The 15,906-nt window shown below is 62.3% G+C and carries 18 protein-coding genes and 1 tRNA gene; 8 read left to right on the top strand and 11 right to left on the bottom strand.

Going from position 1 to position 15,906, the window contains the following annotated elements; all coding sequences use genetic code 11:
* Positions 1-111: 111 nt before the first annotated feature.
* The 5 genes from AC2FL1_RS00670 to fabD all read right to left on the bottom strand — a co-directional run bounded on the left by AC2FL1_RS00670 (position 112) and on the right by fabD (position 3,820).
* Positions 112-855 (bottom strand): 1-(5-phosphoribosyl)-5-[(5-phosphoribosylamino)methylideneamino] imidazole-4-carboxamide isomerase, encoded by a 744-nt coding sequence (locus AC2FL1_RS00670; protein ID WP_496826219.1) that lies wholly within the window; start codon positions 853-855, stop codon positions 112-114.
* A 94-nt stretch (positions 856-949) separates the two neighbouring features.
* Positions 950-1,489 (bottom strand): GNAT family N-acetyltransferase, encoded by a 540-nt coding sequence (locus AC2FL1_RS00665; RefSeq protein WP_496826221.1) that lies wholly within the window; start codon positions 1,487-1,489, stop codon positions 950-952.
* 140 nt (positions 1,490-1,629) lie between these two features.
* On the bottom strand, positions 1,630-1,863 hold the full coding sequence (locus tag AC2FL1_RS00660; RefSeq protein WP_005982462.1) for an acyl carrier protein: 234 nt from the start codon (positions 1,861-1,863) through the stop codon (positions 1,630-1,632).
* 211 nt (positions 1,864-2,074) lie between these two features.
* The gene (fabG, locus tag AC2FL1_RS00655; protein ID WP_234137000.1) at positions 2,075-2,812 is read right to left on the bottom strand and encodes a 3-oxoacyl-ACP reductase FabG; all 738 of its coding nucleotides are present in this window, start codon (positions 2,810-2,812) and stop codon (positions 2,075-2,077) included.
* Positions 2,813-2,869: 57 nt separating this feature from the next.
* The gene (fabD, locus tag AC2FL1_RS00650) at positions 2,870-3,820 is read right to left on the bottom strand and encodes an ACP S-malonyltransferase (protein WP_496875661.1); all 951 of its coding nucleotides are present in this window, start codon (positions 3,818-3,820) and stop codon (positions 2,870-2,872) included.
* Between the two features lie 161 nt (positions 3,821-3,981).
* Between fabD and AC2FL1_RS00645 the strand changes: the two genes are divergently transcribed.
* Positions 3,982-5,205, top strand: a complete 1,224-nt coding sequence (locus tag AC2FL1_RS00645) for a cytochrome b/b6 domain-containing protein (protein WP_496875660.1) — start codon at positions 3,982-3,984, stop codon at positions 5,203-5,205.
* A 69-nt stretch (positions 5,206-5,274) separates the two neighbouring features.
* On the opposite strand, the gene AC2FL1_RS00640 is transcribed toward AC2FL1_RS00645, so the two are convergent.
* Both AC2FL1_RS00640 and AC2FL1_RS00635 read right to left on the bottom strand, forming a co-directional pair.
* On the bottom strand, positions 5,275-5,865 hold the full coding sequence (locus AC2FL1_RS00640) for a YceI family protein (RefSeq protein WP_234183331.1): 591 nt from the start codon (positions 5,863-5,865) through the stop codon (positions 5,275-5,277).
* Between the two features lie 137 nt (positions 5,866-6,002).
* The gene (locus tag AC2FL1_RS00635) at positions 6,003-6,521 is read right to left on the bottom strand and encodes a hypothetical protein (protein ID WP_496826228.1); all 519 of its coding nucleotides are present in this window, start codon (positions 6,519-6,521) and stop codon (positions 6,003-6,005) included.
* Positions 6,522-6,811: 290 nt separating this feature from the next.
* Between AC2FL1_RS00635 and rpsF the strand changes: the two genes are divergently transcribed.
* The 7 genes from rpsF (at position 6,812) to AC2FL1_RS00600 (ending at position 11,188) form a co-directional block, all read left to right on the top strand.
* Positions 6,812-7,165, top strand: a complete 354-nt coding sequence (gene rpsF, locus AC2FL1_RS00630; RefSeq protein ID WP_011048000.1) for a 30S ribosomal protein S6 — start codon at positions 6,812-6,814, stop codon at positions 7,163-7,165.
* A 28-nt stretch (positions 7,166-7,193) separates the two neighbouring features.
* Complete coding sequence (gene rpsR, locus AC2FL1_RS00625) at positions 7,194-7,421, top strand: 30S ribosomal protein S18 (RefSeq protein ID WP_008328567.1); 228 nt, start codon at positions 7,194-7,196, stop codon at positions 7,419-7,421.
* Between the two features lie 12 nt (positions 7,422-7,433).
* Positions 7,434-8,039, top strand: a complete 606-nt coding sequence (gene rplI / locus AC2FL1_RS00620; RefSeq protein ID WP_234218216.1) for a 50S ribosomal protein L9 — start codon at positions 7,434-7,436, stop codon at positions 8,037-8,039.
* A gap of 187 nt (positions 8,040-8,226) precedes the next feature.
* Positions 8,227-8,700: a lytic transglycosylase domain-containing protein gene (locus AC2FL1_RS00615; protein WP_496826234.1), complete on the top strand. Its 474-nt coding sequence runs from the start codon at positions 8,227-8,229 to the stop codon at positions 8,698-8,700.
* 354 nt (positions 8,701-9,054) lie between these two features.
* Entirely contained in the window at positions 9,055-9,498 is a 444-nt protein-coding gene (locus AC2FL1_RS00610) for a helix-turn-helix domain-containing protein (protein ID WP_496875659.1), read from the top strand.
* Positions 9,499-9,537: 39 nt separating this feature from the next.
* Positions 9,538-10,239 carry a LuxR family transcriptional regulator gene (locus tag AC2FL1_RS00605; RefSeq protein WP_496826238.1) on the top strand — a complete coding sequence of 234 codons (702 nt, stop codon included), beginning with the start codon at positions 9,538-9,540 and terminating at the stop codon, positions 10,237-10,239.
* Positions 10,240-10,345: 106 nt separating this feature from the next.
* On the top strand, positions 10,346-11,188 hold the full coding sequence (locus AC2FL1_RS00600; protein ID WP_496875658.1) for an acyl-homoserine-lactone synthase: 843 nt from the start codon (positions 10,346-10,348) through the stop codon (positions 11,186-11,188).
* 91 nt (positions 11,189-11,279) lie between these two features.
* Here AC2FL1_RS00600 and tig read toward each other — a convergent pair whose 3' ends face one another.
* The 4 genes from tig to AC2FL1_RS00580 all read right to left on the bottom strand — a co-directional run bounded on the left by tig (position 11,280) and on the right by AC2FL1_RS00580 (position 15,771).
* Positions 11,280-12,611 carry a trigger factor gene (gene tig, locus AC2FL1_RS00595; protein WP_496826242.1) on the bottom strand — a complete coding sequence of 444 codons (1,332 nt, stop codon included), beginning with the start codon at positions 12,609-12,611 and terminating at the stop codon, positions 11,280-11,282.
* Positions 12,612-12,801: 190 nt separating this feature from the next.
* A complete protein-coding gene (locus AC2FL1_RS00590; protein WP_496875657.1) occupies positions 12,802-13,995 on the bottom strand; it encodes a porin in 1,194 nt (397 codons plus the stop codon).
* 255 nt (positions 13,996-14,250) lie between these two features.
* Complete coding sequence (locus AC2FL1_RS00585; RefSeq protein WP_496875656.1) at positions 14,251-15,357, bottom strand: porin; 1,107 nt, start codon at positions 15,355-15,357, stop codon at positions 14,251-14,253.
* A gap of 329 nt (positions 15,358-15,686) precedes the next feature.
* Positions 15,687-15,771 (bottom strand) — tRNA-Leu (locus AC2FL1_RS00580).
* Positions 15,772-15,906 lie beyond the last annotated feature (135 nt).

The raw sequence follows: 15,906 nt of genomic DNA, 5'->3' as shown, positions 1-15,906 counted from the left end.
TTCGAGAACCGCTCTTACCCTGCCCGGCCCCATATGGGCAAGAGCAAGGGTGCAGGCAAGGCCGGCGGAGCCTTGCCTGCCCGTCTCGATATCCCGAGAGGCCGCGCGGGCCTACTGGAACTGCGCGACCCGTTCATGCGCGCCAGCAGCCAGTTTCAATGCATCGCCCAAAGACAGGGTCTTGCGGAACAGCGCCCGTCCCACCAGCGCGCCTGCGATATTGGGCATATAGGCCAGCCGCGAGATATCGTCGGCCGCACGTACGACACCGCTGGCGATGATCGGTGTGCGAGCATGTACCGCCAGCCCCGAGATCAGGCCCAGTTTGGCCTCGACCTCTTCGACATCGCTGTCGATATCGGTAACCACGATCGCGGCAAAGGGCGTGTCGCTGAACGCGTCGATAAAGGCCTCGGGCGTATAGGCGCTCTGACTGCGCCAGCCATCGGTCATCACATAGCCCTGCCAGACATCGACGCTCAGCACGATCTGGTCAGGGTGCCGCTTGGCCAGTTCCTTGACCAGCGCGGGGTCGCGCGCCGCAAGTGTGCCCACGACAATGCGCCCGGCGCCCTTGTCGATCCAATGCTCGATCCGCTCGCGCGAGCGCATGCCGCCCGCCAGTTGCACCGGGATCTCGGCTTTGCGGATGATCTGCTCGACCAGTTCCGCATTGCCGTCACCGCCTTCGACCGCGTCCAGATCGGTCAGGTGCATCCATTCGGCACCGGCGGATGCCCAGCCGGAAACCGTTTCAAACGGGTCCACATGCCAAAGCATGGGCGCATCCAGCCGCCCCCTTTCCAGGGTCACGCACCGTCCGTTCTGCAACTCCATCGTCGGGTAGATGATCATGGCCGCTCCTCCGCTGAAACATGTCCAGATGACTCTATCGCAGGATGCGTCCCGCCACACTGACCTGAAAGCGGAGTGTCGGATCCCGATTGCGTCACCGGCGCGCGGGCGGGCCATCGCGGCGGAGCAGTGTGACCGGGCGGCCATCGAATTCGGCGTCGCGCATCGGGCGGTATCCCAGCGACTGCGCCAGCCCCAGCGAGGGCGCGTTGTCGGGCGCGATCATCGCCACCAGACGGCCGGGAATCACCCGGTCGAACCAGTCATGCGCCGCCGTCACCGCCTCGCGCCCCAGCCCCTGTCCTTGCGCCTCAGGTGCCAGCACCCAGCCCGCCTCGGGATAAGCGTCGAAATCAGGACCCATGTCGCGGCTCTTGTAGAAAAAACCGGCCTGCCCCACCAAGCGGCGGGTTTTCTGCATCACGACGCCCCACTGACCAAAGCCGGTCATGTGCCAATGGCCTTCGTTGCGCAGGAACGCGTCCCAGCAATCCCCGCGACTGCGGGGCTGGCCGCCGATGTGGCGCACCACCTGCGGATCCGCCCAGATCTCGGCAAACCGGTCGAAATCCTCGTACCGCATCCCGGCCAGACGCAATCTGCCTGTGTTCAAAATAGGAATGGATCGGATCATTTGGCGCCCGTCCTGACTCTGCCTCAACCCCAAGGTGCAAAGCCACGGGGATTCTGGCAACCGGATTCGGGGACACGCACAAAAAAAGGCGCCTCCCGGCGGGAAGGCGCCTGTTTGACCTTTCAGGTCTCAGCGAAGGCTCAGGAGGCTTCGCTGATGAACTTGACGGCGTCGCCGAAGGTCTGGATGGTTTCGGCCGCGTCGTCCGGGATCTCGATGCCGAACTCTTCTTCGAAGGCCATGACCAGCTCGACGGTGTCGAGGCTGTCAGCGCCCAGGTCGTCGATGAACGAGGCGTTCTCGGTCACTTTGTCTTCTTCGACACCCAGGTGCTCCACAACGATCTTCTTAACGCGATCTGCGACGTCGCTCATGTCAGTTCCTCATTCATACGGGGCCGCTGGCCCATTTCTGCCCTTGCCCGCTCGGGGTGGCTTGGTTTTGCCCTGTCCGGGCGGTTCAGGTTCCGGGGTGTCCCGGGTAACGCAGAAGGCCGACCCCATCGACCGGCCTTCCTCAGGATGCGCCGCCTATAACACAGACGCACGCATTGGCAAACGCTTTCGCGTCCGGCCTCAGCGCCGCTCACAACATGGCCATACCGCCATTCACATGCAAGGTGGAACCGGTCACATAAGCGGCCTCGGGGCTGGCGAGATACAGGACCGCAGCCGCGATTTCCTCGGGCGAGCCCATGCGCCCGGCGGGTACCTGCGCCAACAGGCCGGATTTCTGATCGTCTGTCAGCTTGTCGGTCATCGCCGTGGTGATAAAGCCCGGCGCCACCGCATTGACGGTGATTCCCCGGCTGGCGACCTCATAGGCCAGCGATTTGGACATGCCGATGACCCCGGCCTTGGAGGCGGCATAGTTGCCCTGTCCGGGGTTGCCGATGGCGCCCACCACCGACGAGATGTTCACGATCCGGCCCCAGCGCGCCTTCATCATGCCGCGCAGCACGCCCTTGCACAGTTTCATGGTGGCGGTCAGGTTGACGTCGATCACGCTCTGCCATTCATCATCCGACATGCGCATGAACAGGTTGTCACGCGTGATCCCGGCATTGTTCACCAGGATATCGACCGAACCCAGCACTTCGGCGGCCTGTTTCGGCAATGCCTCGACCGCGGCCATGTCGCTCAGATTGCAGGTCAGAACATGGGCGCGCTCGCCCAACTCATCGGCCAGCGCCTGAAGCGGCTCGATCCGGGTGCCCGACAGCACGACCGAGGCACCGGCTGCATGCAACGCGCGCGCGATGGCGCCGCCGATACCACCCGAAGCGCCGGTAATCAGGGCGTTCTTTCCGGTCAGATCAAACATAGACATATTCCTCTCATCCCCGACCTGACAGATCGGGCCTTGCAAATTTAGGTGGGTTCAGGCGTCGCCAGCAAGGATTTTCTGCACATCTTCAGGTGTGCCAGCGGGTTTGCAGGCGATGTCGCGGTTGATCTTGCGCACCATGCCCGATAACGCCTTGCCCGCGCCGATCTCCCAGATCTCGGTCACGCCTTGCGCGGCCATGTATTCGACGCTTTCACGCCAGCGGACCGAGCCGGTGACCTGCTCGACCAGCAGTTGACGGATCAGGTCAGGATCGCTCACCGCCTCCGCGCGCACATTGGCCACCAGCGGAACCGCGGGGGCCTTGATCTCGACCCCGGCCAGCGCCTCGGCCATGGCATCGGCTGCGGGCTGCATCAGGGCACAATGGAACGGGGCGCTGACCGGCAGCATGACGGCGCGCTTGGCACCCCTGGCCTTGGCGATCTCGGCGGCGCGTTCCACCGCCGCCTTGGAACCCGAGACAACCACCTGGGTGGGATCGTTGTCATTGGCGGCCTGGCAGACTTCGCCCTGCGCGGCCTCGGCGGCCACTTCGCGCACTGCCGCCAGGTCAAGGCCAAGGATCGCGGCCATGGCGCCCTGCCCAACCGGCACCGCGCTTTGCATCGCCAGACCACGGGTCCGCAGCAGCCGCGCGGTATCTCCGACGCTCAGCGCACCGGCAGCGGCCAGTGCCGAGTACTCGCCCAGCGAGTGACCGGCGACAAAGGCGGCTTGGGTGATGGCCACACCCTCGGCCACACCCTCGGCCTCAAGCGCGCGCATCGCCGCCATCGAGGTCGCCATCAGCGCCGGTTGCGCATTCTGCGTCAGCGTCAGGGTCTCGATATCGCCTTCCCAGATCAGCGCGCTCAGCTTCTCGCCCAGTGCGGCGTCGACCTCGTCGAACACGGCCTGCGCGGCCGGATAGGCCTCGGCCAGTGCCTTGCCCATGCCGATGGTCTGGGCGCCCTGCCCGGGAAACACGAATGCGGTCGTCATCTCTGTCCCTTCGCTTTCTGCAACGTTAACGCCGGGTGTAGCCGCCCCGCCCGCGCCGCACAAGCTCTGCATCCCGACACGAGAGCTGTGCGAAGGCGCATATTGTACACCGGCGACACAGACAGCAGGTTGCGGAAATCCAAGACCATTCGGAGAGCGCGATGACCCTGACCAACACCCGAAGAAGCTATGGTGGAGTGACCAAAAGCCTCCACTGGCTGACCGCGCTTTTGATCCTGACCCTGCTGCCGCTGGGGTGGATCGCCGATCAGGCGGCAGAACGGGCCACAGCCGGGGGCGCCGGCGCCGAAGAGATCGCGCGCGCCGCCTGGCTGTTCTCGGCGCATAAGACATTGGGGATCGCGCTGTTCGGGATCGCCTTGCTGCGCATGCTCTGGGCACTGACACAAAAACGCCCCGGCCTGCTGAACGCCGACCACCGGGCCGAGGCGCTGGCGGCGGAAACCGTGCACTGGCTGCTTTATGGCGCGCTGGTGCTGGTGCCCCTCAGCGGCTGGATCCATCATGCCGCGACCGAGGGCTTTGCGCCGATCTGGTGGCCCTTTGGCCAATCGCTGCCGATGGTCCCCAAAAGCGCCGCCCTGGCCGAGCTGACCGCCATGCTGCACCGCACCTTTCTGCTCGTGCTGCTGGGCGCATTGGCGCTGCATGTGGCGGGGGCACTGAAACACCACCTGATCGACCGCGACGCGACCCTGCGTCGGATGCTGCCGGGCAGGATCGACCTGCCCACGCCGCCCAAACAGGCCCACAGCGTCGCACCGCTGGTGCTGGCGCTGATGGTCTGGCTGGGCGCCCTTGGCGCGGGTACATGGGTGAACAGTCAATCCACCCCGCACGCACCATCAGGGTTGCAAAGCACGGCGTTGGAAGCGGTTGCGTCCGACTGGAAGGTGAGCGAAGGCACGTTGGCGATCTCCGTCACCCAGCTGGGCAGCGCGGTCAGCGGCAGCTTTGCCGACTGGACCGCCGCCATCCAGTATGATCCGCGCGAGACACCCGGCCCGGCAGGCGAGGTCACCGTCACCATCGCCATCCCCTCGCTGGCGCTGGGATCGGTCACCGCACAGGCGATGGGGGCCGATTTCTTCGACGCGGCACAATTTCCCACCGCAGATTTCACCGCCACGCTGCACCGTACCGAAACCGGCCACGAGGCGCGGGGCATGCTGAACCTGCGCGGTGCCAGCGTCCCGGTCACCCTGCCCTTTGACCTGGAACTTGACGGCGATACCGCTCGCATGCACGGCACCGTCACCCTCGACCGCCGCGATTTCGGGATCGGCGCCAACATGCCGGATGAAAGCTCGCTCAGGTTTCCGGTCACGGTGACGGTCGCCCTCGAAGCGATGCGCGCTCCCTGACCCCGAGGTATGCCAAACAGAAAACGGGCCCGATTTCGGGCCCGTTCGTTCGCCTGATGGTGAACCGGATCAGGTGTTGTCGGCTCCGGCCTTCATGGCCTCGATCGAAATGCGGACCTCGACTTCGTCGCTGACATAGGGTGCAAACATGCCCAGGTTGAAGTCGGAGCGCACCACGGTGGTGGTTGCATCGAACCCGGCCCATGGCTTGTTCGCCATCGGGTGATCGCCCATCTGGTTCAGCACCGCGTCCAGCACCACCGACTTGGTCACGCCGTTCATGGTCAGGTCGCCGGTAATCTTGGCGGTGTTGTCCCCGGTCACCTCGATGCCGGTCGAGACAAAGGTGATCATGTCGCCTTCCTTGGCGCCAAAGAAGTCACCCGAGAAGAAGTGATCTTCGCGCGCTTCCCAACCGGTGAACATCGACAGGACCGGCATCGAAACGGTCACCGACGACGCGGCGGGGTCTTCTTTGTCGAACAGAATCTCGCCCTCGAAGCCCGAGAACATGCCGGTGGTGGTGGAATAGCCCAGGTGGTTGTAGCTGAACACGACCTGGCTGTGGCTGGCATCCAGCAGGTATGTCTCGGGCGCGGCGGTGGCGGCGCCGGCGAGGCCGGCCAGGATCAGCGCTGCGGCAAGGCGGGTGGTCTTCATTCTGTCGCTCCATGTCTTGTCTTGTGGGTTCAGGCGGACGGTTGTCCTGACCTTGACCGAGACATGGGGTATGCAGATTGTGCGGGCAATCTGACAGAACTCCACAGACTCTGTGGAAGAATGAACAGTGGCGGGTGTCAGGCCGAAATGGTCACGAAGCCGCTCAGCTGGCTGCGCAGGGCCTGGCGTATATCGGCCGAAGGGATCGGCAGGCGCATCAGGATCGACCCGTCCACGTCGCAGATCTCCAGGTAGTGCTCGTTGAACCGGGCCGCGCCCAGGCTGTCATAGCTGCGGCGCAGGATGGTCTGGGGACGGCCGCGATTGTTCTTTTGCAGCACCCGAACCTCGCGCCGGATCGGATCGAAATAGGCGTCGGGCTGGTTGTCCTGATGATGGATCATCAAAAGCGCCAGACCACAGAAGAAGAAGAACAGCGACACGCCCAGCTTCATCAGCGCCGCATCGGCACTGTTCTCCGAACCGGGCAGCAACCACATGGCGGCGGCGCCGATCACCAAAGCCGTGCCGATCACCCGAAAGATCACGGTGCGCAGCGGCCAGTTCGGGGCGAAAGTGATCATCAGCGGCACCGTCTCTTCAAAGGACGGAAGCGGCATACGGTTGCGAAGCGTCTGTTGCTGTGCCACGTGCATTTCCTGTCGCGCTCCCTGCGCCAGTTTCTCCGCCGGGTTGTGTCCGACAGGGTTAACGATCGATAAACAATGCGACGGGAATGCGGCAGGCTCGGGGTAATTGAGCGGCATGCCCCCTTGTACAACCCACAAGTGCGTCGCAGCCAAGCCCCTTGCCCCCGGCGCGCAGGCGTGTATATGGGGCCATCCTTTCACAGAATTCGTGAACCGCGCAGTCTCTCGTGGCAGGGCCGTGAAAGGATCAAGGGCCCCGCCTATGAAATGCGCCTAGATAGAAAACAGGAGATCGCATGCCTCTCTACGAGCATGTCATGATTGCGCGTCAGGACCTGTCCAACACGCAAGCCGAAGGCCTCATCGAACATTTCGGTGCCGTACTCAGCGACAATGGCGGCAGCCTGGTCGACCACGAGTACTGGGGCGTCAAGACGATGGCCTACAAGATCAACAAGAACCGCAAGGGCCACTATGCCTTCCTGCGCACCGACGCGCCCGCGTCCGCCGTGCAGGAAATGGAACGCCTGATGCGCCTGCATGACGACGTGATGCGCGTTCTGACCATCAAGGTCGACGAGCACGCCGAAGGACCCTCGGTCCAGATGCAGAAGCGCGACGAGCGCGACAGCCGTCGCGAACGTCGCTGAGCCCCGCATTAGGAAAGGACATCAAGTAATGGCCGCTAAACCGTTTTTCCGCCGTCGCAAGGTGTGCCCCTTCTCGGGCGACAACGCACCCAAGATCGACTACAAGGACACCAAGCTGCTGCAGCGCTATATCAGCGAACGCGGCAAGATCGTGCCCTCGCGCATCACCGCCGTCTCGGCCAAGAAGCAGCGCGAACTGGCCCGTGCCATCAAGCGCGCGCGCTTTCTCGCCCTGCTGCCCTACGCCGTGAAGTAAGGAGATAGGCACATGCAAGTTATCCTTCTCGAACGCGTGGCGAAGCTGGGCCAGATGGGCGACGTCGTCGACGTCAAGCCGGGCTACGCTCGCAACTTCCTGCTGCCTCAGAGCAAGGCGCTGGTCGCATCGGATGCGAATATCGCCCAGTTCGAAGCGCAGAAAGCCCAGCTCGAAGCGCGTAACCTGGAGACCAAGCAGGAAGCCGAGGCCCTGGCCGAAAAGCTCGACGGTCAGCAGTTCATCGTGATTCGCTCGGCATCGGATGCCGGCGCGCTCTATGGCTCGGTCACCCCGCGTGACGCCGCAGACGCCGCCACCGAGGCAGGCTTCTCGGTCGACAAGAAACAGATCGCCCTGATCGCTCCGATCAAGGAACTGGGTCTGCACAGCGTCACCGTCCGTCTGCACCCCGAGGTCGAAGTCGCGATCAACCTGAACGTTGCCCGCTCGCCCGAAGAGGCCGAGCTGCAGGCATCGGGCAAGTCGATCCAGGAACTGGCCGCCGAGGAAGAGGCCGCCGCTGAATTCGAGATCGCCGAACTTTTCGACGATATCGGCAGCGCCGCCTCGGACGACGACGATCAGGCCCCCGTCTCCAGCGACGAAACCGCCTGACGGACAGCCCGCAAGGGACAGGAACAAGATCGAAAGGCCGCGCCATCCGCGCGGCCTTTTTTCTAGGCCGACGCCACGGCACTGGCTGTAATCCGCCCATATGGGCAGGGCCGGTCGAATTCTCTCTTCGCAGACCGCCCCCGAGCGGGTATTTGCCTCGGGGACTGACGCGACCAAGGAGCCCTCGATGCCGCTGACCCGCCGCGCCCTCTTGCTGACCGGCCTCGCCCTTCCCATTGCCGCCTGCGGGCGCGAACCGGAACCGGCAGCGGCCTTCAACCCGCCTCTCTTTCCCAACGAGACGCCCGAGCTGCGTGCCTCGATCAACCGCTGGGCCGATCACTATGAACTTCCGCGCAACCTGGTACACAAGCTGGCGATCCGCGAAAGCACCCACCGGCCCTGGGCGGTAAACCGGCCCTATTACGGGTTGCTTCAGATCCTGCCCGCCACCGCCCGCACCATGGGGTATCGCGGCGCCCCCGATGGGTTGCTGGATGCCGATACCAACCTGAAATATGCCGGCAAATACCTGCGCGGCGCCTGGCTTTTGGCCGACGGTGACCAGGACCGGGCGATCCGCTTCTATGCTTCGGGCTATTACTACGAGGCAAAGCGGCGCGGCATGCTGGTAGAGACCGGACTGCGCCCAGCCTCTTGACGCCACGTCAACAGTTTTCGAATTTTGCAATCCGGACCGAGTGGCGCAAGGATAGCTCTCCGGCCCGCACCGTTGGGCGTCTCGATACCTGAAGGCCAACAAATCCCTTCGCTTCCAGACAGTTCCAACCGGTCGTGGACAAATGCAAACACTGGAAGCTGATCAATTTTCGGCGCGGCCAAGCTGTTGATACCAAATTATTAGTAGAACCGGACACTTCGAAAAACCGCCTCAACGTCACCGCAACTATAACATGAAAACCGTTGCATCCATGCTCGCGTTCGGGCAATCTCGCCGTGAAAGGGGCGAGTGCGATCCAAGCTTGCCGGTGCAATACCTGCCGGAACCGGAATATTGGCACTCGTAAAAAGTATGAACGCAACAGGTGAAGGTATGGATACAGTCGATACCGTAGTAGGGCGCCGCATCCGCGCCAGACGTTCGGCGCTTGGCCTCAGCCAGGCCGAGCTTGGTCGCGCGATCGGTGTGCGGTTTCAGCAAGTTCAGAAATACGAATCCGGTGCGAACAGGGTCAGCGCATCGCGGCTTTGGTCGATTGCCGAAGTGCTCGATGTACATATCAGTCATTTCTTCGAGGGCATTCAGGCACCGGATTCCGGCGTGATCGACGGCAGCGATGCGCCCGTCGACCGGCTGATGTTCCTCAAGGATCGCGACTCTGTCGAAATGGTCGAGATCTATAGCAGCTTGCCTCCGGCGCAAAAGCGTGCTGTTCTTGCCTTTGTCAGAACGATGGCGGTTGATACCCAAGCGTCCGAGGAGAAGGTCCCCGGATAGAATATCGTCCGCCCTGTTCAGACTGAACAGGTGCAGTGTATGGATATTGTCGATCTCGGAACTCTGCCCAAGTCGGAAGCCGTCTATTCGGACTTCCTTCTACAAGTGCGCGAAAAGCTCGAGATGGACCACGCCGCCTATGCCGGGTTGAACCCGGCTGCAGGTGCGATCCACGGCTATGTCACCTATAGTGACGAGTGGAAGCTCCATTATCAGGAGCAGGGCTTTCACATGATCGACCCGACGCTGCACATGAGCCAGCGCAGCATCGCCCCCGTCGACTGGAGCCGCCTTGAGCGAAGCAACGATTTTCGCCGTGTCTTTCGTGATGCCCATGACTTCGGTATCGGCGATCAGGGTCTGACAATACCGGTTCGTGGCCCCTATGGCGATGTAGGCCTGCTCAGCGTCACCCGCGAATGCTCGACCGAGGAATGGCACAAGCTGGTGCGCCACGTGATAGGTGATCTGCAATCGCTGGCCGTGCACATGCACGACACGGTGATGAGTTCGGACATGCTGGGCCGCATCCTCTATCACCCGTCGCTCTCGACGCGCGAGGTCGAGATCCTGCAATGGGTGGCTGCTGGCAAATCGCAACAGGATATCGGTGACATTCTTTCGATCTCGCACCGCACCGTCGAGGTGCATCTGCGCTCGTCCCGCGAGAAACTCTGCGCCTTAACGACCGCACAGGCTGTCGGGCGGGCCGTTGGGCTGGGTCTGATCTACCCCGGCTGAACCATCCAGTACCTTTTTTTCCGCCTCTACGGGAAACCCCCAATAGTCCTGAGCCCCAACTTGGGTAACGATTGGTTCACCGAAATCCACTCGTAGGGGGAAACAAATGATCATCGTGATCGACGCTTTGAACAAGCATCTTTTCGATGGAGTTCTGGATGACATGTTTCGGTTGCGTGCCCGAGTGTTTGGTGATCGTCTGGGATGGGATGTAACGATCGAGGATGGCAAGGAGATCGACCGTTTCGATCACCTTGATCCCGCCTATGTCGTCGGGCTTGACGACGACGGAAATGTGGTGGCGGCGGTCAGGGCGCTTCAGACCACCGGCCCGCACATGCTGGCGGATGTGTTTTCCGACATCCTGTGTGGCGAGCCGCCGATCCGCAGTTCGACAATGTGGGAATCGACCCGTTTCTGTGTCGACACTCAGCGCCTGAACCGAGGCAAGGACCGCAACTCGGTCTCATATGCCACCTGCGAACTGATGATCGGCTCTCTGGAATATGCCCGCCGCGCCGGGATCAGCGACATTGTCACCGTCATCGACCCGGTGATGGACCGGGTGCTCAAGCGGTCGGACAACGCGCCATACGACTATGTCGGCAAGACCGTTCCGATGGGCAAGGTACCGGCGCTGGCCGCCCTTCTTGATACCGGGGAAGAGCGCGTCGAACGCGTTCGCCAGTTCGCGGGGATCGCCCATGACGTGTTTCTGAGCGATGACGAAGCACTGGCCCTGTACAACCGTGCCCATGCCAGGGACGACGAGGACGCGGCCACCGCCACTCCGCTGGAACGCTATCTGAAGGAGCAGATCCAGGCCGCCGTGGGCGAGGAGGAGCTGAAGGCCGTACAGAGCCTGATTGAAGCGCTGGCAGGCTCGCTTGACCCGCGTCGCAAGCAGGGGCTGCTGGACACGCCGAAGCTGGTCGCGCGCGAAGCCTGAGCCACTCCGAACACCAACCATATGCGCGACAAAAAAAGGCCGCCCGAAATCTCGGGCGGCTTTTTGATTTTTCGAGCCGGGAGGATGCGGTTTATTCCGCGTCCAGCTCTTCCAGGGCCTTTTGCAGATCTTCCTTGCTGATCTCTTTCTCGGTCACTTTGGCCTGGGCCACAATGTGGTCGACCACCTTGTCCTCGAAGATCGGCGCGCGCAGCTGCTGCTGCATCTGCGGGTTCTTCTGCACGAATTCAAAGAACTGGCGCTCCTGCCCCGGATACTGGCGGGCCTGGCCCAGGATCGCCTGGGTCATCTCGGCATCGGTCACCTCGACCTCGGCCTTCTGACCCAGTTCGGCCAGCAGCAGTCCCAGGCGCACGCGACGCTCGGCCAGTTTGGTGTGCTCTTCGGTCGCTTCGATCTCACCGTGGTTGTGGTCGTGAACCTCGGGGTTTTCCTCGTGCCACAGCTGATGCGCGATCTGCTTGGCCTCGGCGTCAACCAGGCTCGGCGGCAGATCGAACGAGACCTTGACGTCCAGCGCGTCCAGCAGGCCACGCTTCATCACCGCGCGCGAAGCACCGGCATATTCGGCTTCCAGACGCTCGGCAATCTGGGCCTTCAGCGCCGCCAGATCCTCGGCGCCGAATTTCTTGGCCAGTTCGTCGTTAATCTCGGCAGCAACCGGTTCCTTCACCTCTTTGATGGTGCAGGTGAATACGGCTTCCTTGCCGGCCAGATGCTCGGCGCCGTACTCCTCGGGGAAGGTGACGGTGACGTCTTTTTCCTCTTCGGCCTTCACGCCCACCAGCTGCTCTTCGAAGCCGGGGATGAAGCTGTTGGAGCCCAGAACCAGCGGGTAATCCTCGGCCGAGCCGCCTTCAAACGCCTCGCCGTCGACCTTGCCGACGAAATCCATCACGACCTGGTCGCCGTCCTTGGCCTTGGAACCCTTGCGGCGCGCTTTGAAATCCTGCGCGGTCTCGGCCAGGTTGCCCAGCGCCTCTTCGATGGCGGCGTCGTCTGCCTTGACCACCAGTTTCTCCAGCGCGATGTCGCTCATGTCGATCTCGGGGATCGCGGGCAGCGCCTCATAGGACATCTCGACATGCACGTCGTCGCCCTCTTTCCAGTCCTCGTTGGTCATCTTGACCTCGGGCTGGAGCGCGGGGCGGTCACCGCTGTCCTCGAAATGCTTGTTCATGGCGCCGTCGATGGTTTCCTGCATCGCCTCGCCCAGCAGACGCTGGCCGAACTGCTTTTTCAGCAGCGCCATGGGCACCTTGCCCTTGCGAAAGCCCTTCATCTCGATCTCGGGCTGCGCCTCGACCAGCTTTTCGTTGACCTTGGCGTCCAGCTCAGCCGCGCTCACAACGATGTTGTAGCCGCGTTTCAGACCTTCGTTCAGCGTCTCGGTAACCTGCATATGGTAGTCCCCATAGGATTCTGGGCGCACGCACCGAGGCGCGCGCCATGCACAATTTGTGGCCTTCTATTTGTCCCGAGAGGCCGGTGCAAGGGGGTAGTGCCGCACGGGCCCTTCAATTGGGGGTATGAGACAAAAAACACGCCCCGGGCCAGCCGGGGCGTGTCGATGTCAGACGGTCACGAACCGATCAGAAGCGCCAGCGCGCGCCCAGCACGATGGTGCTGAGGTCCTGATAGCTGTTGGCCGCGTCGTCATATTCATAGTCCTGATAGGTGAAATAGACGTCGGTGTTATAGGCCTCGACCCGCTGCGCGATACCCACGCCCCAGCCCTTGGTCTCTGAGCCAGCGACATTGAAGTCCGACCCGTCATAATAGTGCACGCCGACGCCGGTCTTGCCGAACGAGAACCAGTCGGCGTCATAGGCGACCTTGAAATACAGGTAATCGGGATCGCTGGCGCCTGCGGCGTCGTTGTCGCGGGTGCCGCCCGCAAAGGTGAAGCTGAGCCCGTTCTGAAGCAGGACCGAGGCCGAACCCACCACATCGGAACGATCAACGCCATTGTTGTCGCGCACCTGATAGGCCAGGCCCGCATCCAGCTGCACGCCACCGGCGAACTCGCCCGAATAACGCACCGCTGCGTCGTAGTAATCCGACTGGTCGGCGGTGTTCAGGACGTTCTCGCCATACGCGGCCGAGAAGGTGAACCCGGCGATCTCGGGACTGTCATAGCGGATACGGCCGCGGCGCGAGCCGTCGAACGTGTCGAGCGTATCGCCCACCGCCGGACCGGACAGAACCCCGGCCGTATCGCGGAACAGGAAGGCCGCGTTGGCATCGGCAAGGTAGGAATACAGCGCCACGCCCACATAGGACAGGTCGGATTCGGCGATGCCATCGGCCGCCATGCTGCCCTGACCCAGCGAGACCTTGCCCCAGTCACCTTCGAGCGAGAAATCGATATGGCGCAGGTCGTCCCGGGTCCAGCCGCTGAAATTATCGCCCAGCTGGTTGGTCTCAGTCGAGTTGGGCAGGCCCAACCCGGTCTCGAACCGGAACCGAAAGGTGTTGTCGCCAAAGGGCTGCGTCAGGCGCAGACCCAGACGGCTGCGCGACAGGTCGTTGTCGCGGATCTGGGTTTCGGTCTGCTGGCCGTCATCGACCGAGATCAGGGCCGGGTTGAACTGGCCATACAGCCGGATCGAACCGCCGGACTGGTTTTCATAAAGCAGCTGGGCCGATGCCGGCGCGGCCAGAGCCGCCGCCGCCAGGGCCAGAGCCGAAGTGGTTCTGAGTGTGGTGATCATCTTCTTTCCCATCAGATGGATGAAACGCGGTTGCGTGCCCTCTGATGTGGTGGGGAGGGGTGACGGTTCCATATGCGCGCCCCGGCCCGTGGCCCGCGCGTTGCATCGCTGCTACGCGGCGCGACTCGAGAAAAAGAAAAAACTATTTTATTACATATAGATAAGAAAGTAACGCGAATGCGAACAGCACGTGAAATTCAAAAAAGCGCCCTGCGACATGCCAGCTTTCTGCAAATGCGATGTGCGTTTTTGCACCCATCTCACGCAAGAGTGACGCCCGCCCGCCCCTTGACGGGGACGGGCGGGCGCAAACCCATCGACACCGGATCAGAATTTCCAGCGAGCGCCGAACAGGAACGCGTCCACATCCTGATAGGCAGTACCTGGATCGGACAGTTCGTGATTGCGGTAGCCCAGATAGACTTGGGTGTTGATGCTGTCGAAATTCTGGTTGATGCCCAACCCCAAGGACTTCGACTCGCGGCCGGCCAGCCCGAAATCGTTCCCGTTGTAGTAATCGATCGCAAACGAGGTCATGCCGACCGAAAGGAACCGCGTCTCGTACCCGGCCAGAACATAGGTATAGTCACCGCTGTTCTCGCGGCTGCCGCCAGCCACGGCAAAGTTCAGACCCGAGCGGAACTTGACAGCGACCGAGCCGAACGTGTCGTCGCGGTCGACGCCACCGCTGTCACGACGGGAAAATCCGATGCCGCCCTTGACCTTTGTACCGTCGAACTCGCCCGCATATTTCAGCGCGATGTCGTAATACTTGTCGCTGTTGCCCGGGGTCAGCACGTCGGTACCGGCCGCGACCGAAACAGTGAAGCCATTAAAACTGGGCGTGTCGTACCGCACGCGTCCCTGGCGCCCGCCATCCAGGCTGGGATTGACCGACCCGATGGTGACGCCCGACAGCGCCCCGGCAGCGGTGCGGAACTGGAAACTCCCGGCAAAATCGCCGATGCCGTTATAGGTGGTCATGCCGTTGTTGTTCAGCGTGATGTCCGCGACGCCGTCGCTTGCCATCGACCCCTGTCCCACATAGATCGTACCCCAGCTCTCGCTGGCATAGGAAAAGTCGATCTTGCGCAGGTCGGTCCGGTCCCAATCTGCCCCCTTGGGTGTGTTGGTCTGGCTCACCCCACCCGACGAACGCAGGCCAAGCGCGGTTTCCAGATTGAACTTGAACGTGCCCTGATACATGGGCTGCACCACCCACAGGCCGACGCGGGTGTTGGAATGGGCGTTGTCGACAAAGGTATCCTTGCTCTGCACCCCGTCATCGACCGACTGCCAGGCGGGCGAGACCTGCCCGTAGATCTGAACATATCCACCAGAGGCATTATCCCATTTCAGTTCTGCCGCGGCCGGAACCGCGGTGATCGCGGCCAGCAGCGCCGCACCAGTCGCTGTTTTGATCTGTCTCGTCATATCGTGTCTCCGTTGAGGAGGTTGCTCATTATCCCTCTTCAAATGGAAAAAAGGGGCTCCCACTTCCAGAGAACCCGCCGACACGCGCACCGAGACTGATATTTTCGCAACACGGAATCGTGACGTTCTGTGATGATCCGGTGTAACCACAAGCGCTTATCGCGGAACGCCCCAGCGGCGAAATCACGCGCAAAGCAAAAAACTCCTCGTGGCCATGCAGCCCCTGCATGGCACGCCCCCGCTTGGCGCGACACTCGAAAACCCATGAAATCCAGGGGTGCAATCGCCAGACGGCGATGGGCGCGACATCATTTCTGAAAAAGAGAAGGTGGTGCGGGTGAAGGGACTTGAACCCCCACGCCTTGCGGCGCCAGAACCTAAATCTGGTGCGTCTACCAATTCCGCCACACCCGCAGTCACGATCCGCCGCAGCGGCACCGTGACGCGCTGAATAGCAAAGCTTTCAGCCGAGCGCGAGAGGCAATCTGAATGCTTCCGTCACGATGCCGCAAAGGCACGCTTTCCGGGATTTATCTAAAATCGGCAGCA

The organism is Ruegeria sp. YKSF070 (assembly GCF_059612725.1).
Note: the sequence above shows the minus strand (reverse complement) of the source record. Positions and strands in the feature narration are given on the sequence as shown.

Coding starts and splice junctions, on each gene's coding strand:
- AC2FL1_RS00670 (WP_496826219.1), bottom strand. CDS start 855: ATGATCATCTACCCGACGATGGAGTTGCAGAACGGACGGTGCGTGACC.
- AC2FL1_RS00665 (WP_496826221.1), bottom strand. CDS start 1,489: ATGATCCGATCCATTCCTATTTTGAACACAGGCAGATTGCGTCTGGCC.
- AC2FL1_RS00660 (WP_005982462.1), bottom strand. CDS start 1,863: ATGAGCGACGTCGCAGATCGCGTTAAGAAGATCGTTGTGGAGCACCTG.
- fabG (WP_234137000.1), bottom strand. CDS start 2,812: ATGTTTGATCTGACCGGAAAGAACGCCCTGATTACCGGCGCTTCGGGT.
- fabD (WP_496875661.1), bottom strand. CDS start 3,820: ATGACGACCGCATTCGTGTTTCCCGGGCAGGGCGCCCAGACCATCGGC.
- AC2FL1_RS00645 (WP_496875660.1), top strand. CDS start 3,982: ATGACCCTGACCAACACCCGAAGAAGCTATGGTGGAGTGACCAAAAGC.
- AC2FL1_RS00640 (WP_234183331.1), bottom strand. CDS start 5,865: ATGAAGACCACCCGCCTTGCCGCAGCGCTGATCCTGGCCGGCCTCGCC.
- AC2FL1_RS00635 (WP_496826228.1), bottom strand. CDS start 6,521: ATGCACGTGGCACAGCAACAGACGCTTCGCAACCGTATGCCGCTTCCG.
- rpsF (WP_011048000.1), top strand. CDS start 6,812: ATGCCTCTCTACGAGCATGTCATGATTGCGCGTCAGGACCTGTCCAAC.
- rpsR (WP_008328567.1), top strand. CDS start 7,194: ATGGCCGCTAAACCGTTTTTCCGCCGTCGCAAGGTGTGCCCCTTCTCG.
- rplI (WP_234218216.1), top strand. CDS start 7,434: ATGCAAGTTATCCTTCTCGAACGCGTGGCGAAGCTGGGCCAGATGGGC.
- AC2FL1_RS00615 (WP_496826234.1), top strand. CDS start 8,227: ATGCCGCTGACCCGCCGCGCCCTCTTGCTGACCGGCCTCGCCCTTCCC.
- AC2FL1_RS00605 (WP_496826238.1), top strand. CDS start 9,538: ATGGATATTGTCGATCTCGGAACTCTGCCCAAGTCGGAAGCCGTCTAT.
- AC2FL1_RS00600 (WP_496875658.1), top strand. CDS start 10,346: ATGATCATCGTGATCGACGCTTTGAACAAGCATCTTTTCGATGGAGTT.
- tig (WP_496826242.1), bottom strand. CDS start 12,611: ATGCAGGTTACCGAGACGCTGAACGAAGGTCTGAAACGCGGCTACAAC.
- AC2FL1_RS00590 (WP_496875657.1), bottom strand. CDS start 13,995: ATGGAACCGTCACCCCTCCCCACCACATCAGAGGGCACGCAACCGCGT.
- AC2FL1_RS00585 (WP_496875656.1), bottom strand. CDS start 15,357: ATGACGAGACAGATCAAAACAGCGACTGGTGCGGCGCTGCTGGCCGCG.